The organism is Serratia sarumanii (assembly GCF_029962605.1).
GTDB classification, from domain to species: domain Bacteria; phylum Pseudomonadota; class Gammaproteobacteria; order Enterobacterales; family Enterobacteriaceae; genus Serratia; species Serratia sarumanii.
Window position 1 is genome coordinate 3,728,372 of record NZ_CP124750.1, and the last position, 21,393, is coordinate 3,749,764.

Sequence of the window (21,393 nt, forward strand, 5' to 3'; positions counted from 1 at the left end):
GACCGATGCTGATGACACACGCCGCCACGGTACGCTGGCAACTCTGGATAGTGGCATTCGGCTTCTTTATGCAGACGCTGGATACCACTATCGTCAACACCGCCCTGCCCTCGATGGCCGCCAGCCTGGGGGAGAACCCGCTGCGCATGCAGTCGGTGATCGTCTCCTATGTGCTGACGGTGGCGGTGACGCTGCCGGCCAGCGGCTGGCTGGCGGACAAGATCGGCGTACAGCGGGTGTTTTTCAGCGCCATCCTGCTGTTCACCCTCGGCTCCCTCCTCTGCGCCCGTTCGGAAACCCTGAACGAGCTGATCGCCTCGCGCGTGCTTCAGGGCATCGGCGGCGCGATGATGGTGCCGGTCGGCCGCCTGACGGTGATGAAGATCGTGCCGCGCGAGCAGTACATGGCGGCGATGACCTTCGTGACGCTGCCGGGGCAAATCGGCCCGCTGATGGGGCCGGCGCTGGGTGGCTTCCTGGTGCAATACGCCAGCTGGCATTGGATTTTCCTGATCAACATTCCGGTGGGCATCGTTGGCGCCATCGCCACGCTGCTGCTGATGCCCAACTACCAAATGCAGACCCGCCGCTTCGATCTCAGCGGCTTTATCCTGCTGGCGATCGGCATGGCGTCGCTGACGCTGGCGCTCGACGGCCACAAGGGCATGGGGCTGTCCGGCGGCGCCATCGCCGGCCTGGTGGCGCTGGGCGTAGCGGCGCTGTTGGGGTATGTTTGGCATGCCTACGGCAATAGCCGCGCCCTGTTCTCGCTGCGGCTGCTGCGCACCCCGACTTACAAGATCGGGCTGCTGGCCAGCCTGCTGGGGCGCATCGGTAGCGGCATGCTGCCGTTCATGACGCCGCTGTTTCTGCAGGTCGGCATGGGCTTCAGCCCATTCCACGCCGGGCTGATGATGATCCCGATGATCATCGGCAGCATGGGCATGAAACGCATCGTGGTGCAGGTGGTCAACCGCTTCGGCTACCGTAACGTGCTGGTGGCCGCCACGCTGCTGCTGGCGCTGGTCAGCCTGAGCTTCCTGCTGGCGGCGATGCTCGGCTGGCTGTGGCTGCTGCCGGTGGTGCTGTTCTTCCAGGGGATGGTCAACTCGCTGCGCTTCTCGGCGATGAACACCCTGACGCTGAAAGATCTGCCTGACAGGCTGGCCAGCAGCGGCAACAGCCTGTTATCGATGGTCATGCAGCTGTCGATGAGCCTTGGCGTCAGCGTCGCCGGCATCTTGATCGGCAGCTTCGCCCATCATCAGGTGGTGGCCGATAGCCCGGCCATTCACAGCGCATTTATTTACAGCTACTGCTGTATGGCGTTGATTATCGCTCTGCCCGCGCTGGCCTTCGCGCGTGTGCCGGCCGATAGCGCGCCCAACCGCACGCTGACCAAAGAGCCGGGTACCGGCTCAACGAGGTTGCAATGAGGATAGGCATTACCGGGAAACTGTTCCTGGCCATTTTCGCTACCTGCATGCTGGTGTTGATCACCATGCATTGGGGGGTGCGCGTCAGCTTTGAGCGCGGCTTTATCGATTACATCAAGAGCAGCAACGAGCAACGCATCAACATGCTGAGCGAAGCGCTGGAGGAACAGTACAGCCACCATGGCAACTGGATATTCCTGCGCAACAACGATCAGGTGGTCTACCAGATCATGCGCTCGTTCGAGCAGAACAGCGACAGCAGCCACAATCTGCCGCCCAAGGGCTGGCGCACCCAGTTTTGGGTGGTGGACAGCCAGTTCAATCGTTTGGTCGGGCATTCTGGCCCCCTGCCGAAAGAGGGGCCGCGCCACCCGATCCGTTACAACAACCAGATCGTCGGCTGGGTGCTCACCACCCCGGTCGAGCGCCTGACGCGCAATACCGACATCAACTTCGATCGCCAGCAGCGGCGCACCAGTTGGATTATCGTCGCGCTCTCCACCCTGCTGGCGGCGGCGGTGACCTGGCTGCTGTCGCGCGGCATGCTGGCCCCGGTCAAGCGTCTGGTGGCGGGCACCCACCGCCTGGCGGCGGGCGATTTCACCACCCGCGTGGCGGTCAGCAGCCAGGATGAACTGGGCCGGCTGGCGCACGACTTCAACCAGCTGGCCACCTCGTTGGAAAAAAACGAGCAGATGCGCCGCGCCTTTATGGCCGACGTATCGCACGAGCTGCGCACGCCTCTGGCGGTGCTGCGCGGCGAACTGGAAGCGCTGCAGGACGGCGTGCGCCAGCCGACGCCGGCGTCGCTCAGCTCGCTGCAGGCCGAGGTATCCACCTTGACCAAACTGGTCGACGATCTGCACCAGCTGTCGCTCTCCGATCTCGGCGCGCTGGCCTATCGCAAATCGTCGGTGGACTGCGTACACCTGCTGCAGATCGCCGTCGCCGCCTTTCGCGAACGCTTCCGCGCCAAAGGGCTGGAGATCGTCACCCATCTGCCGCCCCAGGCGCCGCTGTTCGGCGATCCCGATCGCCTGAACCAGCTGTTCAATAACCTGCTGGAAAACAGCCTGCGTTACACCGACGCCGGCGGCCGGCTGGAGATCGGCGCCGAGCTGCAGCCGGGGCGGCTGCTCCTCTACTGGCAGGACAGCGCGCCGGGCATCAGCGATCAGCAACTGACGCGCATTTTCGAACGTTTCTACCGGGCGGAAGGTTCACGCAACCGCGCCAGCGGCGGTTCCGGGCTCGGGCTGGCGATCTGCCACAACATCGTGGAAGCGCACGACGGGAAAATCCGCGCCGAGCATTCGCCTTTAGGCGGCGTGCGCATTACAGTAGAATTTGCTACCCCGATAAAAAATAAGGCGCCCTGATGGACATTCAGAATCAACCCGTGCAGATCATGATTGTTGAAGATGAGCCCAAGCTGGGCCAGCTGCTGGTGGATTATCTGCAGGCGGCGGGCTACGCCACCCGCTGGCTGACCAACGGCAACGAGGTGGTGCCGACCGTGCACCAGCATCCGCCGGCGCTGATCTTGCTCGACCTGATGCTGCCGGGCGCCGACGGGCTGACGGTGTGCCGCGAGCTGCGCCGCTTCAGCGACGTTCCGATCGTGATGGTGACGGCGAAAATCGAAGAGATTGACCGCCTGCTGGGGCTGGAGATCGGCGCCGACGATTACATCTGCAAACCCTACAGCCCGCGCGAAGTGGTGGCGCGGGTGAAAACCATCCTGCGCCGCAGCTATCGGCCGCAGGAGAGCGCGCGGGAAGATGACCTGCTGCACATCGATGAACCGCGCTTCCAGGCCAGCTATCAGGGGCAGTTGCTGGATCTGACGCCGGCGGAATTCCGCCTGCTGAAAACGCTGGCCAGCCAGCCGGGCAACGTATTTTCTCGCGAGCAGCTGCTGAACAACCTGTACGACGACTACCGGGTGGTCACCGACCGCACCATCGACAGCCACATCAAAAACCTGCGCCGCAAGCTGGAACTGATCGACGGGGAAAAATCCTTTATCCGCTCGGTATACGGCGTGGGCTACCGCTGGGAAGCCGAGCCCTGCCGGCTGGTGAATGGGGTTTAGGGGGAAATCAGCGCGTCCAGTCTTCAACCGCCAACCCGGGCACCATGGCGAATGCGCGATCGTTGGTCACCAGCGTCGCGCCACGGCTCTGCGCGTGCGCGGCGATCAGTTGATCCAGCGCGCCCATGATTTTGCCTTTTTTCTCCATGTTCGCGCGCATTTCACCGTAGCAGCGGGCGGCCTCGCTATCCCATGCATAGACCGTCACCGCGGCAAGAAAGGCCTCGACCATGCTTTGCAACGCCTTGTTCCGCCGTTTAGCCACACCGTAAAGCAGTTCCGCCTCCGTGACGCTGGAAATACATACGGCAGAAGGCGGGAGCTTTTCCATGACGTTAAGCACCTGCGGATGCTGCCGAAACAAGTGGCTGACGGTGTTGGTATCAAACATGTACATCGCCTACTCTTCCTCTGAGAATGGATCGCGGTCTGCAACCCCTTGCTGACGATCTTCCGCGCCAAGAAACTCTTGCGGCACCGGCGTTTGGGCGATAATGCTCAGCAGCGGTGCCCAGCTGTCCGGCTTTGCCGGATATTTGGATAAAATCACGTTGCCCTCCCGATCGCGACGGATATAGACACGATCCGTATCAAATTCAAATTCCACCGGTAACCTCACCGCCTGATTTCTGCCGTTTTTAAACAGCTTTGCGATTCTTTCCATCTCGACAACCTCCACAGCAGGCATAGGCCAAAGCATATGCCTGTAGCGTGTCGATGCCAAGATGTATCGCTCATTTTTCATCCATATTGACGAAACGGCCAAACCGTAACGTACAATCTCACGGGGTGAAACCCTGTTCCCCTTGTTATGCGGCGCACTGCGCAATCACCGCGCCTTCCCTTAGCTTCCCGTGCGGCGCCAGGTTCACCGAATGAAAACTCCGCGCCGGCGCAAAAAAACTGCGCATTTTTTCGACTAAGCTGCTGTGAGGTTTAGCCGCCGATTTTCAAGCGATTGGCTACACTTACATCACGAATCGGAACCTACAGGAGAAGAACCATGGCAATCGGTCATTATGAGCTGAAAAAAGCAAAGAACGGGCAGTACCACTTCAACCTGAAAGCCAGTAACGGCGAGAGCATTCTGGCCAGCGAAATGTACGCCAGCAAAGCCTCGGCGGAGAACGGCATCGCTTCGGTGCAGACCAATTCACCGCACGAAGCGCAGTACGAACTGAAGCACAGCGCCAGCAATCAGCCCTATTTTGTGCTGAAGGCAAAGAACCATCAGGTGATCGGCGTCAGCGAAATGTACAGCTCCGAAAGCGCCGCCAAAAACGGTATCCAATCGGTGATGAAAAACGGCCCGACCACCGATATCCGCGATTTGAGCGCCTGATCTTTCCCTTTCTCCCGCGCGGTGGCCCGCCGCCGCGCATTTTCCGTTTGACCAAGATCAATCTCCCCTGAATAAATCCGGTTAACTGCTGATTTCTTGCCGCGCTGCGGCTACAATTCCCCGCTTTTACTGCGCCATCAGGTGGCGTGGTGCTGACCTGAAATCAGACCGAGACACACTATGTTTACACCGGAACTTCTCTCCCCGGCCGGAACGCTGAAAAACATGCGTTACGCCTTCGCGTACGGCGCCGATGCGGTTTACGCCGGCCAGCCGCGCTACAGCCTGCGGGTGCGCAACAACGAGTTCAACCACGAGAATCTGGCGCAGGGCATCAATGAAGCCCATGCGCTGGGCAAAAAATTCTACGTGGTGGTAAACATCGCCCCGCACAACGCCAAGCTGAAAACCTTCCTGCGCGATCTGAAGCCGGTTATCGATATGGGCCCGGATGCGCTGATCATGTCCGATCCCGGCCTTATCATGATGGTGCGCGAAGCCTTCCCGCAGATGGATATCCACCTGTCGGTGCAGGCCAACGCCGTTAACTGGGCGACGGTGAAGTTCTGGCAGCAAATGGGCCTGACCCGCGTGATCCTCTCGCGCGAACTGTCGCTGGAAGAGATCGCCGAGATCCGCGCCGAAGTGCCGGACATGGAGCTGGAGATCTTCGTGCATGGCGCGCTGTGCATGGCCTACTCCGGCCGCTGCCTGCTGTCCGGCTACATCAACAAGCGCGATCCCAACCAGGGCACCTGCACCAACGCCTGCCGCTGGCAGTACAAAGCGGAAGAAGGCAAAGAGGACGACACCGGCAATATCGTGCACCTGCACGAGCCGATCCCGGTGCAAACCGTCGAGCCGACGTTGGGCATCGGCGCGCCGACCGACAAGGTGTTCATGCTGTCTGAAGCGCAAAAGCCAGGCGAATATATGAGCGCCTTCGAAGATGAACACGGCACCTATATCATGAACTCCAAGGATCTGCGCGCCATCCAGCACGTGGAGCGTCTGACGCAGCTCGGCGTGCACTCGCTGAAGATCGAAGGCCGCACCAAATCCTTCTACTACTGCGCCCGCACCGCCCAGGTCTACCGCCGCGCCATCGACGACGCGGCCGCCGGCAAACCCTTCGATCCGACTCTGCTTACCACGCTGGAAGGCCTGGCGCACCGTGGCTACACCGAAGGCTTCCTGCGCCGCCACGTGCACGAAGCGCAGCAGAATTACGACTACGGCTCCTCGCTCTCCGAGCGCCAGCAGTTCGTCGGCGAATTTACCGGCGTGCGCCGCGATGGCTGGGCGGAAGTCGACGTGAAGAATAAGTTCGCGCTCGGCGACAGCGTCGAGATGATGACGCCGGGCGGCAACGTGGTGTTCACCCTCGAGAGCATGCAAAATAAGAAAGGCGAGCCGATTGAGGTGGCGCCGGGCAACGGCCATATCGTTTATTTGCCGATCCCGCAGGATATCGATCTCAATTATGCGTTGCTGATCCGCAATTTGGCGGAAGAAAATAGCGCCGGGGCATAAAAATGAATCGCCGTCATTCGGCAGCGATTTTTAGCAAATATTAGAATTGGATCACATCAATGTGCGCGCAGCTTGGTTACTATCACGCTGCTTAAAACGAACAACGAAAATATTTGCATAGCAATACTAGGAACCACCTCCTTAGCCGGCCCAATCTCCCTTGGGCTGGCTTTTTCTTTATGGGTGCGCCTATTTTTTTCGCCGCGCCGATTTCCATAACTTATTCCCGTTATCCGTTTTAATAATAATAATCACGTCGCCTCGATATATAAATAACGCTACAGCGATTAATCCTCTCGTCTTTAAAACCTGGCTTATTTCCGGGTAAAATTCAGATAAATTCGCCTTGTTTCTTATTCACTGAACGCCGGGAAATAACCAGAATTAGCTGAATATTCTGATGGCCTGGTGGCGGCAGCTGGTTTATCTTGAGGCATTCTTGGTTTTCCGCCGGAGGATATCGGCAATGCCTCAACACTCACATGCGCCCGCCCTGCTTATCATCAACGGCAAAGGCGCCGGTAACGAAGAGCTGCGTCAGGCGGTCAAACGCCTGCGCGCAGAGCAAATCACGCTGCACGTGCGCGTGACCTGGGAGCACGGCGACGCCGCGCGCTATGTCGCAGAAGCCACGCAGCTCGGCGTCGGCACCGTCGTCGCCGGCGGCGGTGACGGCACCATCAACGAAGTGGCCGCCGCGCTGGTGCAACTGCCGGCGCACAACCGGCCGGCGCTGGGCATCCTGCCGCTCGGCACCGCCAACGACTTCGCCATGGCCTGCAACATTCCCCCGTCGCCGGAACAGGCGCTGCAGCTGGCGATCAAGGGCCGCTCGGTGCCGATCGATCTGGCGAAGGTCAACGGCGAGCGCTACTTCATCAACATGGCCACCGGCGGCTTCGGCACCCGCATCACCACCGAAACGCCGGAGAAGCTGAAGGCGGCTCTCGGCGGCGTGTCCTACTTCGTGCACGGCTTGCTGCGCATGGATACGCTGCAGGCCGACCGCTGTGAAATCCGTGGGCCGGACTTCCGCTGGGCCGGCGAGGCGCTGGTGATCGGCATCGGCAACGGCAAACAGGCCGGCGGCGGCCAGGAGCTGTGCCCCAGCGCGCTGATCAACGACGGCCTGCTGCAGCTGCGCCTGCTGATCGCCGATGAGCTGCTGCCGGCGCTGGTCGCCGCCCTGTTCAACGACGAAGAGAGCAACAGCATCCTCAGCGCGGCGCTGCCGTGGCTCGAGATCGACGCGCCGCATGAGATGACCTTCAACCTCGACGGCGAACCGCTCAAGGGTCGCCATTTCCGCATCGAAGTGCTGCCGCAGGCCATCGAATGCCGCCTGCCGCCTAACTGCGCCCTGCTGGGCTGACCTTGTCGGGCGCAGCCGCTGCGCCCGACACCTTGCTGTTCCCAATTGCCCAGCAGAACACCGAGTGGTTCGAGATCGAATAATCAATCGTTTAGCGCGCCGGGGGCGATCGTGCCCGCGTATTTGGCCTCGCAAATGGCATTTCCTCTCAATCGCATCTATTGTTTGTCCTTGCCGGATCCAGTTCGGTAGTATCGCTTTACAGCTTCAATCACCGCTTTTTTACTGCGCCGGTGGTCAAAAACCCTTGCATTGCCGGTGTATGAAGAAGCTTAATCGGGAGTGAATCATGACTGATATTGTGCAGTTGCTAGGAAAGGAAGCGGAAGATCTGCTGCAACACCGCTGTACCACTATCCCCGCCGAGAATCTCTACCTGCCGGGCGACGACTTCGTTGACCGCGTAATGATCGATAACAACCGTCCCAACAGCGTGCTGCGTTCGATGCAAACCCTGTTCAACCACGGCCGCCTGGCCGGCACCGGCTACCTGTCGATCCTGCCGGTCGATCAGGGCATCGAGCACTCCGCCGCCGCCTCGTTCGCCGCCAACCCGCTGTATTTCGATCCGAAGAACATCGTCGAGCTGGCGATTGAAGCCGGCTGTAACTGCGTCGCTTCCACCTACGGCGTGCTGGCGTCGGTATCGCGCCGCTACGCGCATAAAATTCCGTTCCTGGTCAAACTCAACCACAACGAAACGCTGAGCTACCCGACCCAGTACGACCAGACCCTGTACGCCAGCGTCGAGCAGGCGTTCAACATGGGCGCAGTGGCGGTCGGCGCCACCATTTACTTCGGCTCCGAGCAGTCGCGCCGCCAGATCGAAGAGATCTCGATCGCCTTCGAGCGCGCGCATGAGCTGGGCATGGTCACCGTGTTGTGGGCCTATCTGCGCAACCCGGCATTCAACAAGGACGGCGTGGACTACCACTCCAGCGCCGATCTGACCGGCCAGGCCAACCACATCGCCGCCACCATCGGCGCCGACATCGTCAAACAGAAAATGGCGGAAAACAACGGCGGCTACCGCGCGGTGAAATTCGGCTATACCGACGATCGCGTCTACACCAAGCTGACCACCGATCACCCGATCGATCTGGTGCGCTACCAGTTAGCCAACTGCTACATGGGCCGCGCCGGGCTGATCAACTCCGGCGGCGCCGCCGGTGAGAACGATCTGCAGGAATCGGTGCGCACCGCGGTGATCAACAAACGCGCCGGCGGCATGGGCCTGATCCTGGGGCGCAAGGCGTTCAAGAAATCGATGAAAGACGGCGTGGCGCTGATCAACGCCGTGCAAGACGCCTACCTGGACAAGAAGGTCACCATCGCCTGATGTGACGGACCGCCTGTCCTCAAGCCCGGTTCGCCGGGCTTTTTTGTGCATCGAGGGAGGTCTTGACAAGGAAATAATGCAACCGAATGTATTTTATGAGCAAAAATAAGAGCTGGTTTTTATTTAATCTCCCTGCGCTTTTTTTATTCCAAATATGCGAAAGAGAACGACATAAATCATTAAAGATTGAAAGTTAACCTTATCAAATTTCAAATTCCCCACCTTTTCCGAAAACACAAAAACTTAGCGCATTAATAATTATTATAGTTCATTGTTATTTATGGACTTTTGGCTAAATTTTACGCTAGTTAATCCACATTTTTATGGTGGTGCCATCATGAAAGTCAATATTGTAATCATCTCCCTGCTCATCCTTTCGCTATCGTCTTGCGCGCTATTTAAATCTCCGGCCTCTAGGCATGAGTTGAAACCTGGAGAAACGTATTGGTTTGACTATGACTCAACAAGAAGCAGCGCCATTTATATTCCCGCAGACTCAAATATCAAGTACTGCGTGGCTCCACCGCCTGATGTCGCGCAGTCCGTTATTGCCGCGCTGAAAGCTGAAATGAGCACGGAACAAATTCAAAAAGTCAGTGGCGATGCAGAGTTCAGCACCGCCGTAGTCGATCTGGCTCGGCGCACCACCACGGTAAATTTTATCCGCGATACGTTGTATCGCGTCTGCGAAGCCAGACTACAAGGCCCGCTCACCGCGACGGAAAAAGAAATTTTCCTGGCCGCGATAGCCGCCGCCAAAGATATGGCAATCGCTGAAAAAGACAAACAAAAGCAAGAACTGGCCCAAACGGCCGAAAGAAACGGTGCTTCCGTAGAGACAATACAAAAGATTCTCGAGCAGTAACAGAAACACGCTAACAACGGCGATTTCCGTATACCCCCTCCCCAAAGCCCGGTTCACCGGGCTTTTTTGTGCCCGCGCTCTCCCCCTCATGCCACAGACCTTCTCTTTCTTTCATTTTAAACTTTCAAAATAAAATATTTATCTTTCAAATTGTGATCTATTTAAAACAAATGGCCCAACAAAGTGACTACTGTAAGGTCCATGGCGACAGAGCCGCCGTTCGCTCCAGGCCATATCAGTCCATTACAGGAGAACATAATGATTGAGCTAATCACCCACGGCGCCGAGTGGTTTATCGGCCTGTTTCAGAAAGGCGGTGAAGTGTTTGTCGGCATGGTGACCGGCATTTTACCTTTGTTGATCAGCCTGTTGGTTATCATGAACGCGCTGATCAAATTTGTTGGCCAGGAACGTATCGAACGATTGGCGCAGCGCTGCGCGGGCAACCCCGTGTCGCGTTATCTGCTGCTGCCGCTGATCGGCACCTTTGTCTTCTGCAACCCGATGACCCTCAGCCTGGGGCGCTTCATGCCGGAGAAATACAAGCCGAGCTACTACGCGGCGGCCTCCTACAGCTGCCACTCGATGAACGGCCTGTTCCCGCACATCAATCCGGGCGAACTGTTCGTTTACCTCGGCATCGCCAGCGGCCTAACCACCCTCGGCCTGCCGCTCGGCCCGCTGGCGGTGAGCTATTTCCTGGTGGGGCTGTTCACCAACTTCTTCCGCGGCTGGGTCACCGATCTCACCACCAGCCTGTTCGAACGCAAGATGGGCATCCGTCTGGATCGCCAGGTGCAACTTTAATTCGTGGAGTGCAGCATGAGTGCTTATATCCGTATTGAAAAAGGCGCCAGCGGCTGGGGCGGCCCCCTGGAGCTGCCGATAGAGCCCGGCAAGAAAGTGGTGTATATCACCGCCGGCACCCGACCTTCGATCGTCGATCGCCTCAGCGAATTGACCGGCTGGCCGGCCGTCGACGGCTTCAAAGAAGGTGAACCGCCGGCGGAAGAGATCGGGGTGGCGGTGATCGACTGCGGCGGCACCCTGCGCTGCGGCCTGTATCCGAAACGCCGCATTCCGACGGTCAACATCCACGCCACCGGCCAGTCCGGCCCGCTGGCGCAGTTTATCCTCGAAGACATCTATGTCTCCGGCGTGCGCGACCACAACATCAGCCGAATCGAAGCGGCAGATAGCCAGCCCGCCGCCACCGTTGCAGCGCCGCCCAAGGCGCGCGACTACGACACCAGCAAGAAGATCACCGAGCAAAGCGACGGGCTGCTGGCGAAGGTCGGCATGGGCATGGGATCGGTGGTGGCGGTGTTCTTCCAGGCCGGGCGCGACACCATCGACACCGTGCTGAAGACCATCCTGCCGTTTATGGCGTTCGTCTCGGCCTTGATCGGCATCATCATGGCCTCCGGCCTCGGGGACTTTATCGCTCACGGCCTGACGCCGCTCGCCAACAGCCCGATCGGCCTGGTGACGCTGGCGTTGATCTGCTCATTCCCGCTGCTGTCGCCGTTCCTCGGTCCCGGCGCGGTCATCGCCCAGGTGATCGGCGTGCTGGTCGGGGTGCAGATCGGCCTCGGTCATATTCCGCCGCAGCTGGCGCTGCCCGCGCTGTTCGCCATCAACGCGCAGGCCGCCTGCGACTTCATTCCGGTCGGCCTGTCGCTGGCGGAAGCCAAGCAGGACACCGTGCGGGTCGGCGTGCCTTCGGTGCTGGTCGGCCGCTTCCTGACCGGCGCGCCGACGGTGTTGATCGCCTGGGCCGCCTCGGCCTTCATTTATCAATAAGCTGATTTCCTGGGGGACGTTTATGCACACCATTTTTCACACCACCATCACGCAGATCGGCGGCTGCGCCCGCGACGCGTTGCTGGACAACATGCTGATCACCTTCCGTGAAGGCGCGCCGGCGGATATCGAAGAGTTCTGCTTCATCCACCGCCACGGCGCGACCGCCGGCGAGCTGCAGGTCGGCGGCGTGATGGAACTGGCGCAGCGGCGCTACGCCATCACCGCCGTCGGCAGCGTCGCCACGCAGAATCTGCGCGAGCTGGGCCACATCACCGTGCGCTTCGACGGCGAAGCCGAAGCCGAATTCCCCGGCTCGATCCACGTATCCGGCCCGACGCCGACCGATATCCCGTTGGGCAGCACGCTGTCATTTATCGCATAAGGAGTAGACCATGTCTGAAGTAGCTGTAGTGATTGGCGGCGGCCAAACGTTAGGCGCCTTTTTGTCCCACGGGCTGGCGCAGGCCGGTTATCGGGTGGCGGTAGCCGATCTGAACGCCGATAATGCCAATCAGGTGGCACAGCAGATCAACGAAGCGTTTGGCGCGGGCAGCGCCTGCGGTTTTCAGGCCGACGCCACCGACGAGCAGAGCGTGATCGCGCTGGCGGCGGCGGTTGACCGGGCATTCGGCCAGGCCAACCTGCTGGTGTACAGCGCCGGCATCGCCAAGGCGGCACCGATCACCGATTTTCCGCTGGGCGACTTCGATCGCTCGCTGCAGGTGAACCTGGTGGGCTATTTCCTCTGCGCCCGCGAGTTCTCGCGCCTGATGATCCGCGACGGCATCGCCGGGCGCATCATTCAGATCAACTCCAAGTCCGGCAAGGTCGGCAGCAAGCACAACTCCGGCTACAGCGCCGCCAAGTTCGGCGGCGTGGGGCTGACGCAGTCGCTGGCGCTCGATCTGGCGGAGTACGGCATTACCGTGCATTCGCTGATGCTCGGCAACCTGCTGAAGTCGCCGATGTTCCAGTCGCTGCTGCCGCAGTACGCGCAAAAACTGGGCATCGCGCCGGATCAGGTGGAGCAGTACTACATCGACAAGGTGCCGCTGAAGCGCGGCTGCGACTACCAGGACGTGCTGAACACCCTGCTGTTCTACGCCAGCGACAAGGCCTCTTACTGCACCGGCCAGTCGATCAATATCACCGGCGGCCAGGTGATGTTCTGACGCCATCGACGCCCCCTTCCGCGCAAGGGGGCCTAAGGAGAACCCCATGACTCAAGCTCTGATCGCCTTCGCGCTGCTGGCCTGGCTGCTGCAAATCGCCTTTGGCTGGTGGCAACTGCAGCGCTTCAACCGCGCCTTCGACGGCCTGTGCCGGCTGGGCGCCGTTGGCGTCGGCCGTTCCGGCGGCCGCTTCCGCCCGCGAGTGGTGCTGGCGCTGGCCTTCGACGCCGATCGACGGGTGTGCGGCAGCCTGTTGCTGCGCGGCCTGACCGTTTTCGCCCGGCCCCGCCCGCTGCCTCGATTGCACGGTTTGCATCAGCGGGATTTGCACCCGGATGTGATCTTCCCCGAGGATCGCGCATGCCAGTCTGCACTATCGTTAGCGATTGAACCCAAATCGTGATATTTTCACATTAAAAGACATTACCTTTCATAGTGAATTATTCAGCGAGGGGAAATGCCCAACTCTTGTGAACGGGAATCGCGATGAAACCAAAGCAGCGGCAGGCCGCTATCCTTGAATATCTGCAGCGGCACGGCAAAACGGCAGTGGATGCCCTGGCCGAGCATTTCTCCACCACCGGCACCACCATCCGCAAAGATCTCACCCTGCTGGAAGAAGAAGGCGAGGTGATACGTACCTACGGCGGCGTGGTGCTCAGCCGCGACGACGGCGATCAGCCGATCGACCGCAAAACCCATATCAACACCGAGAAAAAACGCCACATCGCCAGCGCCGCCGTGGCGCTGATCGCCGACGGCGACTCGCTGATCTTCGACGCCGGCAGCACGGTGCTGCAGATGGTGCCGCACCTGGCGCAGTTCAATAACATCACGGTGATGACCAACAGCCTGACCATCGTCAACGCGCTGGTGGAGCTGGACAACGATCAGACCATCCTGATGCCCGGCGGCACCTACCGCAAAAAATCGGCCTCGTTCCACGGCAGCCTGGCCGAATCGGCGTTTCAGCAGTTCAGCTTCGACAAGCTGTTTATCGGCGCGGACGGCGTCGATCTCAACGCCGGCGTCACCACCTTCAACGAAGTGCACAACGTCAGCAAAGCGATGTGCGAAGCCGCCGGCCGCATTATTCTGTTGGTAGACTCCTCGAAATTCGGCCGCAAGAGCCCGAACGTGGTGTGCGAACTCAGCGCCGTCGACACGCTGATCACCGACCGAGACATCAACCCCGATTACCTCGCCGCCCTGCAGGCGAAAGGCATCAATATCCTTCTGGTAGGAGACCCTGATGAGTAACGCCAACGCCCTGCTCGCCTTCGCCCGCGAAACGCTGGAGATCGAGCTGACCGAAGCGCAACGCCTGCTGGCGCGCCTGGACGACAACTTCGTCAGCGCCTGCGAACTGCTGCTAAACTGCCGTGGCAAAGCGGTGATTTCCGGCATCGGCAAATCCGGCCACATCGGCAAGAAAATCGCCGCGTCGCTGGCCAGCACCGGCACACCGTCGTTCTTCGTGCACCCGGCAGAAGCGCTGCACGGCGATCTCGGCATGATCGGCGCCGACGACGTGGTGGTGTTCATCTCCTACTCCGGCCGCGCCAAAGAGCTGGATCTGATCCTGCCGCTATTGGCGGAGAACGGCATTCCGGTGATCGCCGTCACCGGCGGCAAAGAGTCGCCGCTGGCGCAGGCCGCCGCCTGCGTGTTGGATATCGGCGTCGAGCGCGAAGCCTGCCCGATGGGGCTGGCACCGACCTCCAGCGCGGTCAACACCCTGATGATGGGTGATGCTCTGGCGATGGCGCTGATGCGCCAGCGCGGTTTCAACGCGGAAGATTTCGCCCGCTCGCACCCGGGCGGCAGCCTGGGGGCGCGCCTGCTGAACCGCGTGCATCACCTGATGCGCACCGGCGATCGCCTGCCGCGCGTGAGCGAAAGCGCCAACGTGATGGAAGCGATGCTGGAGCTGAGCCGCACCGGGCTCGGGTTAGTGGCGGTCTGCGACGCGCAGCAGCGGGTGGTGGGCGTGTTTACCGACGGCGACCTGCGCCGCTGGCTGGTGAAGGGCAACAGCCTGCAGGATCCGCTCAGCCCGGCGATCACCCGCCCCGGCTATCGGCTGCCGGAGCAGTGGCGCGCCGGCGAGGCGCTGGAGGCGCTGCACGAACAGCACATCAGCGCGGCCCCGGTGGTCGATATGGACGGCGTGCTGGTGGGGGCGCTCAACCTGCACGATCTGCATCAGGCCGGCATCGGCTGATCAACGCCGGGGGGCGCCATCACCGGCGCCCCCGGTCAGATCATTTCCAGTCGGGATTGTTCTCGAACTGCTGCTTCAGCAGCGCCTTCATGTCGTCATCCGGTTTGCCGAGCCACTGATACTTGGCGTATTTCTTCGGATGGTCGACGGCTTCCGGCCGGTCTTCCACCGCCACCCGCACGCCCCAGGCCTGGGATTTGTCCGCGCTGAACGCCACGATCAAAAAGTTGTTGCCGCAGTCGTGCGGTTTGCACAGATTGCCGACCAGATACTCTTTGCCCTTCCAGCTCAGGTTCTGCGCCGGCGTCGAGGTGCCGACGCCCTTGCGCGCCCAGCCCGGCATCCGCGCCTGGCCTTTCACCATGTTTTGCCAGCTGGCCTGATACCCCGGCTGCTGAATCAAATCCGACGTGGTGACGATCTGCTGAGCAAAGCTGCCCGCGCTGAAGCTGAGCAGTGCGCCGAAGAGGGCGCAACGCAGCGCCTGGTGTCCCGTCATAGTCCTTCTCCCTAGGTTAAATCAGGTTTCGCCCATAAAACCGGGCCTGAACTAGTCAGACCACGGTTGCGGCAAAAAGTTGACTCACCACCAGGCGTGGAAATGATGCACCGGCCCGATGCCGTGCCCCACTTCCAGCGTGTCCGCCTGTTGCAGTGCTTGTTGCAGGTAGTCCTTGGCGGCGGCCACCGTGGCCGCCCAGTCGGCATGGCGCGGGCGCAGCGCCGCCAGCGCGCCCGAGAGCGTGCAACCGGTGCCGTGGGTGTGGCGGGTGGCGACGCGCGGCGCGGTAAAGCGCTGCTCGCCTTCTGCGGTAAACAGCCAGTCCGGGCTCTCGCTTTCGCTCAGGTGGCCGCCCTTCATCAGCACCGCCCGGCAGCCCATCTCCAGCAGCGCCCGCCCCTGCTCGCGCATCTGCGCTTCATCTTCCGCCGGCGCGCACGCCAGCAGCGCCGCCGCTTCCGGCAGGTTCGGCGTAATGATCGACACCAGCGGCAACAGCTCGCTCCGAATAGACGCCACCGCCTCCGGCGCCAACAACGGATCGCCGCTTTTCGCCAGCATCACGGTGTCCAGCACCACGAATTCCGGCCGGTAATGGCGCAGCCGTTCGGCCACCGCCTGCACGATGTCGGCGTTGGCCAGCATGCCAATCTTGACGCTGTCGATGCGCACGTCGCTGAACACCGAGTCCAGCTGCGCGGCGACGAACGCCGGATCGATGTAATACACCGACTGCACGCCGCGGGTATTCTGCGCCACCAGCGCGGTGATCACCGAGGTGCCGTAGGCGCCAAGCGCCGAGAAAGCCTTCAAATCGGCCTGAATGCCGGCGCCACCGCTGGGATCGGTGCCGGCGATGGTCAGGGCGTTAATGCGTTTCATCACAGATCCTCCCCGCGCAGCTGATACAGGGCGTCGAGGAACGCCGGCGTAAAGCTGCCCGGCCCGGTGGCCTGTCTGGCCGCGAGGCCGCCGCAGTGGGACATCACCCGGCAGGCGGTCGCCACGTTGTCCAGGCGATCGCCCGGCAGGGCGCAAAACGCTGCCACGACCGCCGACAGCGCGCAGCCGGTGCCCACCACCCGCGTCATCAGCGGGGAACCGCCTTCGATCGCCCAATCGCGTTGGCCGTCGGTGACGTAATCCACCGCGCCGGTGACCGCCACCACCGCGCCGCTGCGCTGCGCCAGCTCACGCGCGGCGGGCAATGCCGCCAGCGAATCGTCGCCGCTGTCCACGCCGCGGCCGCTGGCCAGCAACCCGCTGAGCGCCATGATTTCCGAGGCGTTGCCGCGTATCGCCGCCGGTTTCTCGTCCAGCAGCTGTTTAGCAAAGGCGGTGCGGTAGGAGAGCGCGCCGACCGCCACCGGATCCAGCGTCCAGGGCTTGCCGGCCTGATTGGCGGCGGCCACCGCCACCCGCATCGATTCGGCGCGCAGCGCATTGAGGGTGCCGACGTTGATCAGCAGGCCGTCGGCCAGCACGCTGAACTGCGCCGCCTCTTGCGGCTCCACCACCATCGCCGGGGAGGCACCCAGCGCCAATAGCACGTTGGCGGTCAGCGATTGCACCACTTCGTTGGTCAGGCAGTGGATCAGCGGAGGCCGCTGTTGGAATTGGGTCAGACAGGCCGCGGCGCGCGCGCCGGGTAGTGCATCAGGTCGAGCGATCATATTCCTCCCAACCGGCGTTCAAGAAGGCGGCGCCGGCTGGGCGGCCGTGACTTCCCTACGCTGGCATTATCCAGATCAGGTAATACGGGTATTTCTCAGCCTTCACGTAGAAGGGCACCCCGAGTCATGAAAATCAATAGGTTGTGATCAACGTTGCGTTAATCCCTGCAGGGGATCATGCCAGCGGCGACGCAGACAAACAAGCGAATAAATTGGCCCGGCAGGCATACACCGCGCTATGCGCTATAGTGAGCACAAACCACCGGGAGATGCCATGCAGATAAGACCCTATCAAGAAACCGATCGCCCCTTTCTGCGCACGCTGTACCTGGCGTCGCGCAAGGCGGCGTTCGGCTGGCGCGATACCTCAAACTATCAGTTGGAAGATTTCGACGGCGCGACGCTGGGCGAAGCGATTTGGGTGGCGGAAGACGGCGGCACGCTGCTGGGATTCGTCTCCATCTACCGCGAAGACAACTTCATTCATAACCTGTATGTCGATCCCCATCAGCCGCCGCGCGGCGTCGGCAGTGCGCTGCTGCAGGCGGCGGAAGCTACCTTCACCGCCACCGGCTCGCTGAAATGCCTGGTGAAGAATGAAAAGGCGCTGGCGTTCTACCGCAAACACGGCTGGCGCATCATCTCTACCGGCAACGACGGCGAAGAAGATTATTACCTGCTGCATTCGCCGGCCCGCTAACGCCGCCTTTCCCGTCACAGAACTCATTAATGATAATGGATTTCATTATCATTTAAGCATACCCTTCCTTGTCTCTCTCAATGAACTTTGCAAGGAAGGTTATGCAACATCAAACGGATACACGCTTCCCCGATGCCGCGGCGGCGGACTACGATCGCCGTATTCTGACCCTGGTGCCCGGCTATCAGTTTGCTCAGTCGCTGCTGACGGCGACGCTCGCGCAGACGCTGCCGAATGACGCCACGCTGTTGCTGGCCGGCTGCGGCACCGGCAGCGAACTGTCGGCGCTGGCCGCCGCCAACGCCAGCTGGCGTTTCAGCGCAGTGGAACCCTCCGCCGGCATGCTGGCGGCCGCGCGCGCCAAGGCCGAAGCCGCGGGTTATGCACAACGGGTGAGTTTCCAGCCCACCTTGCTGCAACAAGCGCCGCAAACCCGCCACGGCGCGGCGGTGTGCTCATTGGTGCTGCACTTTATCGCCGACGATGGCACCAAACTGGATTTCCTGCAGCAGTTGGCACAGCGCCTCTCCCCCGCCGCACCGCTGCTGCTGTTCGACTATCAACCGGAGGGCCTGCCCGCCAGCCACTACCAACACTGGCTGCAAAGCGCCGGGCACTCGGCGGCGCAGGCGCAGGAGGTGATCGAACGCACCCGCCGCAACTGGCACCCGATGACGGCGGCACGCAGCCGTCTCCTCCTGGCGGAAAGCGGCTTCACCGCGCCTCAGCAGTTGTGCGGTGCGCTGGGCTTCCAGCTTTCACTGCTCCACCGCCGCCGCTGAGGGCGGCATGCCGCGCAGCGTCAGCCGCCAAAACAGCAGCGCGCTCAGGCTGACGCCCGCCCCCAGCCAGCAGACGCCGCTCCAGCCCGCCCAGGCGTACATATGGGTGCCGGCAAAGGCGCCCAGACCGCTGCCGACGGCGTAAAACAGCATGTAGCAGCCCACCAGCCTGCTGTGCGACTGCGGGTGCGCGCTGAAGATCATGCTCTGGTTCAGCACGTGGATCGCCTGGCCCGCCAGATCCAGCAATACGATGCCCGCCACCAGCCAAACCAGGCCGCTGCCGAGTAAACCGAGCGGCAGCCAGGCCAGCGTCAGCAGCAGCAGACACACGCCGCTGGCCACCTGCCCCAGTCCGCGATCCGCCAGATGCCCGGCGCGCACCGCCGCCAGCGCGCCCACCGCGCCGACCAGGCCGAACGCCCCCACCGCGGCATGGGTGAAGTTGAACGGCGCCTGACTCAGCGGCAACACCAGCGAACTCCAAAAGAGGCTGAAAGCGCCGAACATCAGCAGCGCCAACATGCCGCGAATTTGCAGCGTGCGGTCATGCAGCAGCAGGGTCAGCATTGAACGCAGCAGCGCGGGATAGCTCAGCGTACTGGGAGCGGTGCGCGGCGCAGGCAGCAGGCGCGACAGGATCGGCAGCAATACCAGCGTCACCCCGGCAGAGAAGAAGTACACCGTGCGCCAGCCGCCGACATCCGCCAGCGCGCCGGACAGGGTGCGCGCCAGCAGCAACCCCAACACCACTCCGCCCTGCGCCGCACCAACCACCCGCCCGCGCTCCTGCGGCGCCGCCAGTGCTGCGGCGAAAGCGATCAGCCCCTGCGTCATGGCGGTACCCAATAAGCCTACCAGCAACATCCCCGCCAGCAGCCAGGGCGCGCTTTGCGCCCAGCCCACCAGCAGCAGCGCGCCGATCAGCCCCAGCTGTTGCCCCGCCAGCAACCAATGCCGGTTCAGCCGATCCCCAAGCGGCACCACCAACAGCAGCGCCAGCGCGCAGCCCAGTTGGGTCACGGTGATCACCATGCCGACCGCCGCCAGGCTGATGGAAAAATCATGGGCGATGGCGTCCAGCAGCGGCTGCGCATAGTAAACGTTGGCCACGCTAAAGGCGCTGGCGGCGGCCAGCAGCAGCACCAGAGGGGCCGGCAGGCGCCCCAGCGCCGCACAGGGGGGATCCAGCAGTTTGTCGCTCATCGCATACCTCAATCTAGTTTCATTATTAAACCCAATGAACTTTAGGCGCAGAGGTTTTATAATGCAACCAGAATGTGCAGTTGGAGATAACCGTCGTGAAACGTAAAAGCCTGGAAGACGCGCCGTGCCCGGTGGCGCGCACGCTGGATGTGATTGGCGACTGGTGGTCGCTGCTGATCGTGCGCGACGCCTTCGACGGCGTCACCCGCTTCAGCGAATTTCAAAAAGGGCTGGGGATGGCGAAGAACATCCTTGCCACCCGCCTGCGCGCGCTGGTGACGCACGGCGTGCTGGAAATCGTGCCCGCCGCAGACGGCAGCGCCTATCAGGAATATGTGCTGACCGAGAAAGGCCGCGCGCTGTTTCCGGTGATCGTCGGCCTGCGCCAGTGGGGGGAAGATCATCTGTTCGCCGAGGGAGAAGCGCACTCAACGCTGGTGGAAAGCGACAGCGGCCGCCCCGTCCCGCGCCTGACGCCGATCGGCAGCGCCGGGCAGACGCTCACCCCGCTGAATACCCGGGTGGTGAAGGTGGAGGAACGGTGATGAGAGTTAGTGGCGGTGCCCGCAGCTCACCCGCTGAAAAACCTGGCGGATAAAGAGCCATTCCAGACACCCGGCCAGCAGATAAACCGCGCCAAAAATGAGCGCACCAAACCATTCCGTATCGTTAAAATGGAAAAACTCGCTGGCGTCAATCAGCCAAGCGGTTTGATCCTGGTTTAGCCTGGGTACAGGAAAAAGCTTTATTGTCAGCACAGCCAGCCCAACAACAGCCAATGCGTTAGCGAGCAACAGGGCAAGTTTTTTCATAGCCTTTCACCTCGATAGTCCCATATGCCTGTAATGTCGTTCCCGGAACTCTGGCTGTTTTCGATTTCAGCAATGCAGCTCGCAGACGATTGAATTCGTTTTGGGAATAAAAGGTTACACATCCTTCGGATAATCCAAGTGGACCGATTGGATGCAACCTGAATTGCCCACGCATAATGCCGTTAATCCATGTTCTATCGTTAACTGTTCCATCATCTCTGTATAAAGCAAACCAACTATTGTGATCTACATTGGTCACAATATCTTTTATGAAAGTAATAGTCTGCGACTTTAAACCACCGGATGGCCGATCCACAATCCAGTAAGTACCGGCTGGTATAGCCCCGTGATTGGGAACATCTGTACATCCTGGTTGATTTGTATACTGTTTATTACCAGAAAACACAGAGAACATCCCAACCCCTTGACACAACAGAGTGTTTATTTTGTTTCCATTATGAACTAAAAAGCAGCGAAGCATTTTATTTCCCCCATCCTTTGGCTGAGCACCGATAATATCCAGCAAATAAGATT

Annotated in this window: 26 protein-coding genes and 1 riboswitch; of the genes, 18 read left to right on the forward strand and 8 right to left on the reverse strand. The window is 61.0% G+C overall.

Annotated elements, in window-relative coordinates:
• Window positions 1-5 precede the first annotated feature (5 nt).
• Genes mdtD through baeR form a run of 3 tightly spaced genes read left to right on the forward strand, consistent with a single transcriptional unit; the run spans window position 6 to window position 3,531 of the window.
• Complete coding sequence (gene mdtD, locus SSARUM_RS17690; RefSeq protein ID WP_060430454.1) at window positions 6-1,436, forward strand: multidrug transporter subunit MdtD; 1,431 nt, start codon at window positions 6-8, stop codon at window positions 1,434-1,436.
• Window positions 1,433-2,815 (forward strand): envelope stress sensor histidine kinase BaeS, encoded by a 1,383-nt coding sequence (gene baeS / locus SSARUM_RS17695; RefSeq protein ID WP_033635541.1) that lies wholly within the window; start codon window positions 1,433-1,435, stop codon window positions 2,813-2,815. Before mdtD ends, baeS begins: the two co-directional genes overlap by 4 nt.
• Window positions 2,815-3,531 (forward strand): envelope stress response regulator BaeR, encoded by a 717-nt coding sequence (baeR, locus tag SSARUM_RS17700; protein WP_033635542.1) that lies wholly within the window; start codon window positions 2,815-2,817, stop codon window positions 3,529-3,531. Before baeS ends, baeR begins: the two co-directional genes overlap by 1 nt.
• Window positions 3,532-3,538: 7 nt before the next feature.
• Here the strand turns inward: baeR and SSARUM_RS17705 are convergent, their stop codons facing one another.
• Window positions 3,539-3,928, reverse strand: a complete 390-nt coding sequence (locus SSARUM_RS17705; protein WP_041036282.1) for a type II toxin-antitoxin system VapC family toxin — start codon at window positions 3,926-3,928, stop codon at window positions 3,539-3,541.
• A gap of 3 nt (window positions 3,929-3,931) precedes the next feature.
• Window positions 3,932-4,195: an antitoxin gene (locus SSARUM_RS17710; protein ID WP_004941563.1), complete on the reverse strand. Its 264-nt coding sequence runs from the start codon at window positions 4,193-4,195 to the stop codon at window positions 3,932-3,934.
• Between the two features lie 339 nt (window positions 4,196-4,534).
• Between SSARUM_RS17710 and SSARUM_RS17715 the strand changes: the two genes are divergently transcribed.
• The 12 genes from SSARUM_RS17715 (at window position 4,535) to gutQ (ending at window position 15,184) form a co-directional block, all read left to right on the forward strand.
• Window positions 4,535-4,873, forward strand: a complete 339-nt coding sequence (locus SSARUM_RS17715) for a YegP family protein (protein WP_033635544.1) — start codon at window positions 4,535-4,537, stop codon at window positions 4,871-4,873.
• A gap of 180 nt (window positions 4,874-5,053) precedes the next feature.
• Entirely contained in the window at window positions 5,054-6,406 is a 1,353-nt protein-coding gene (trhP, locus tag SSARUM_RS17720; protein ID WP_033635545.1) for a prephenate-dependent tRNA uridine(34) hydroxylase TrhP, read from the forward strand.
• 466 nt (window positions 6,407-6,872) lie between these two features.
• A complete protein-coding gene (gene yegS / locus SSARUM_RS17725; protein WP_033635546.1) occupies window positions 6,873-7,778 on the forward strand; it encodes a lipid kinase YegS in 906 nt (301 codons plus the stop codon).
• 289 nt (window positions 7,779-8,067) lie between these two features.
• Window positions 8,068-9,117 (forward strand): class I fructose-bisphosphate aldolase, encoded by a 1,050-nt coding sequence (gene fbaB, locus SSARUM_RS17730; protein WP_033635553.1) that lies wholly within the window; start codon window positions 8,068-8,070, stop codon window positions 9,115-9,117.
• A gap of 337 nt (window positions 9,118-9,454) precedes the next feature.
• Window positions 9,455-9,982 (forward strand): hypothetical protein, encoded by a 528-nt coding sequence (locus SSARUM_RS17735; RefSeq protein WP_033648847.1) that lies wholly within the window; start codon window positions 9,455-9,457, stop codon window positions 9,980-9,982.
• A 258-nt stretch (window positions 9,983-10,240) separates the two neighbouring features.
• Complete coding sequence (srlA, locus tag SSARUM_RS17740; RefSeq protein WP_004941528.1) at window positions 10,241-10,789, forward strand: PTS glucitol/sorbitol transporter subunit IIC; 549 nt, start codon at window positions 10,241-10,243, stop codon at window positions 10,787-10,789.
• 15 nt (window positions 10,790-10,804) lie between these two features.
• A complete protein-coding gene (srlE, locus tag SSARUM_RS17745) occupies window positions 10,805-11,785 on the forward strand; it encodes a PTS glucitol/sorbitol transporter subunit IIB (protein ID WP_033635556.1) in 981 nt (326 codons plus the stop codon).
• 22 nt (window positions 11,786-11,807) lie between these two features.
• Complete coding sequence (srlB, locus tag SSARUM_RS17750; protein ID WP_021504438.1) at window positions 11,808-12,170, forward strand: PTS glucitol/sorbitol transporter subunit IIA; 363 nt, start codon at window positions 11,808-11,810, stop codon at window positions 12,168-12,170.
• A gap of 10 nt (window positions 12,171-12,180) precedes the next feature.
• Window positions 12,181-12,960 carry a sorbitol-6-phosphate dehydrogenase gene (gene srlD, locus SSARUM_RS17755; protein ID WP_033648848.1) on the forward strand — a complete coding sequence of 260 codons (780 nt, stop codon included), beginning with the start codon at window positions 12,181-12,183 and terminating at the stop codon, window positions 12,958-12,960.
• A 46-nt stretch (window positions 12,961-13,006) separates the two neighbouring features.
• Complete coding sequence (gene gutM / locus SSARUM_RS17760) at window positions 13,007-13,363, forward strand: transcriptional regulator GutM (RefSeq protein WP_060388332.1); 357 nt, start codon at window positions 13,007-13,009, stop codon at window positions 13,361-13,363.
• A gap of 83 nt (window positions 13,364-13,446) precedes the next feature.
• A complete protein-coding gene (gene srlR, locus SSARUM_RS17765; protein ID WP_033635559.1) occupies window positions 13,447-14,220 on the forward strand; it encodes a glucitol operon DNA-binding transcriptional repressor SrlR in 774 nt (257 codons plus the stop codon).
• A complete protein-coding gene (gutQ, locus tag SSARUM_RS17770; protein ID WP_060420023.1) occupies window positions 14,213-15,184 on the forward strand; it encodes an arabinose-5-phosphate isomerase GutQ in 972 nt (323 codons plus the stop codon). Before srlR ends, gutQ begins: the two co-directional genes overlap by 8 nt.
• Before the next feature lie 40 nt (window positions 15,185-15,224).
• On the opposite strand, the gene SSARUM_RS17775 is transcribed toward gutQ, so the two are convergent.
• The 3 genes from SSARUM_RS17775 to thiM all read right to left on the reverse strand — a co-directional run bounded on the left by SSARUM_RS17775 (window position 15,225) and on the right by thiM (window position 17,359).
• A complete protein-coding gene (locus tag SSARUM_RS17775; protein ID WP_033648850.1) occupies window positions 15,225-15,683 on the reverse strand; it encodes an inhibitor of vertebrate lysozyme family protein in 459 nt (152 codons plus the stop codon).
• 84 nt (window positions 15,684-15,767) lie between these two features.
• Window positions 15,768-16,568, reverse strand: a complete 801-nt coding sequence (gene thiD, locus SSARUM_RS17780) for a bifunctional hydroxymethylpyrimidine kinase/phosphomethylpyrimidine kinase (RefSeq protein WP_060420027.1) — start codon at window positions 16,566-16,568, stop codon at window positions 15,768-15,770.
• Window positions 16,568-17,359, reverse strand: coding sequence for a hydroxyethylthiazole kinase (thiM, locus tag SSARUM_RS17785; RefSeq protein WP_033648852.1), 792 nt, complete (start codon window positions 17,357-17,359; stop codon window positions 16,568-16,570). Before thiM ends, thiD begins: the two co-directional genes overlap by 1 nt.
• 35 nt (window positions 17,360-17,394) lie before the next feature.
• A riboswitch (TPP riboswitch) is annotated at window positions 17,395-17,491 on the reverse strand.
• Between the two features lie 142 nt (window positions 17,492-17,633).
• Between thiM and SSARUM_RS17790 the strand changes: the two genes are divergently transcribed.
• Window positions 17,634-18,059, forward strand: a complete 426-nt coding sequence (locus SSARUM_RS17790; protein WP_033648853.1) for a GNAT family N-acetyltransferase — start codon at window positions 17,634-17,636, stop codon at window positions 18,057-18,059.
• A gap of 101 nt (window positions 18,060-18,160) precedes the next feature.
• Entirely contained in the window at window positions 18,161-18,841 is a 681-nt protein-coding gene (locus SSARUM_RS17795; RefSeq protein WP_033648854.1) for a methyltransferase, read from the forward strand.
• Here SSARUM_RS17795 and SSARUM_RS17800 read toward each other — a convergent pair.
• Entirely contained in the window at window positions 18,818-20,047 is a 1,230-nt protein-coding gene (locus SSARUM_RS17800; protein WP_060388330.1) for an MFS transporter, read from the reverse strand. The genes SSARUM_RS17795 and SSARUM_RS17800 overlap by 24 nt on opposite strands.
• A gap of 95 nt (window positions 20,048-20,142) precedes the next feature.
• Here SSARUM_RS17800 and SSARUM_RS17805 point away from each other — a divergent pair, with 95 nt between their 5' ends.
• The gene (locus SSARUM_RS17805; protein WP_033648951.1) at window positions 20,143-20,592 is read left to right on the forward strand and encodes a winged helix-turn-helix transcriptional regulator; all 450 of its coding nucleotides are present in this window, start codon (window positions 20,143-20,145) and stop codon (window positions 20,590-20,592) included.
• 6 nt (window positions 20,593-20,598) lie between these two features.
• Here SSARUM_RS17805 and SSARUM_RS17810 read toward each other — a convergent pair whose 3' ends face one another.
• Window positions 20,599-20,859, reverse strand: a complete 261-nt coding sequence (locus SSARUM_RS17810) for a DUF1158 family protein (RefSeq protein WP_033648856.1) — start codon at window positions 20,857-20,859, stop codon at window positions 20,599-20,601.
• Window positions 20,831-21,385, reverse strand: a complete 555-nt coding sequence (locus SSARUM_RS17815) for a DUF2778 domain-containing protein (protein WP_223182026.1) — start codon at window positions 21,383-21,385, stop codon at window positions 20,831-20,833. The genes SSARUM_RS17810 and SSARUM_RS17815 overlap by 29 nt, the downstream gene beginning before the upstream one ends.
• Between the last annotated feature and the right edge of the window lie 8 nt (window positions 21,386-21,393).